Raw genomic sequence first — 1,030 nt, 5'->3', positions numbered from 1 at the left:
GGAGCCGCTCGGCCGGGCGGCGTCGATCGCCGCCGCAGCCGCGGTCGGGTCGTCGGCGGCGAGCCAGCGCTCGGTCGCGGGCGGCGCCGCGCCGCCCGCGACCGAGAGTGCCGCCTCGAACGCGTCGAGGTCGGCCAGCACCGCCGGGGCGCCCGCGCCCGGCACCGCCGGCAGGACGACGGCGACCTCCGCCGGGACGAGCCGGTTGACCGCGCCGATGCCGAGATCGAACCCGTCGCCGACCCCGACGCCGGCGAGTTCGGCGAGCGCCGCGTCGACGGCGACGGGGAGCGGCGCCTCGGCTCCGGACGACTCGGGCGCGAGCGCCGCAGCGACCTCGGCCGGATGCTCGAGGGTGCCGGGCGCGACCGTCCCGAGCTCCGAAGCCGGGAGGGCGATGAGCGTGGCCGGGTCACCGCCGACCCGCACGTCCGAGCGCAGCACCGCTGCTCCGTGCGCGTCGGCGATCGCGTCCACCGAGGCATCCGCGGTGCCGACCACGCGCACCTCGCCGCCCGTCGCGACGGCCGCGGTCCGGGCATCCAGCGCGGACCAGCCGCCGGAGAGCAGCGCGGCGAACGTCAGCCCGCCCACGCCGAGCATCGCCACGAACGACGCCGCCGAGTAGAGACCCGGGCGACGGGCGAGCCAGCGCATCGGGAGCGCCGGCACCAGCCCGCGGCCGCGGCGGGCGACGCGTTCGAAGAGGGCGGCGACCGGCCGGTTGAGGAGCAGGGCCAGGGCCGTGAGCGCGAGCAGCGCGAGCACCGGGGCGAGGACGCCGAGCGGGTCGACGTGCGGCGTGCCGGCGGCATCCGCGACGACCGGCGAACCGTAGCGGCGGAGCTGCCAGAACGCGACGGCTGCGGCGACGACCAGCAGGGCGAGCCCGCCGAGCGCCAGGCCGCGTCCGACCCGGCTCGGCGCGTCGCCGGAGCCGCGCACGAGCGGTCGTGCGGCGTCGGCGAACGCCGAGCCCGCGACCGCGAGCACGGCGAGCACGGCGGCGACGGCGGCAGCGGCGAGCGCC

At 79.8% G+C, this 1,030-nt stretch carries 1 pseudogene; it reads right to left on the bottom strand.

Going from position 1 to position 1,030, the window contains the following annotated elements:
* Positions 1–1,030 (bottom strand): annotated as a pseudogene (locus GB864_RS17985) (hypothetical protein); the annotation flags it as partial.

It is taken from the genome of Agromyces seonyuensis (assembly GCF_009789225.1).
In the GTDB taxonomy this organism is placed as follows: Bacteria; Actinomycetota; Actinomycetes; order Actinomycetales; family Microbacteriaceae; genus Agromyces; species Agromyces seonyuensis.
The sequence above is the reverse complement of the archived record's forward strand: the minus strand, read 5'-3'. Positions and strand labels throughout refer to the sequence as shown.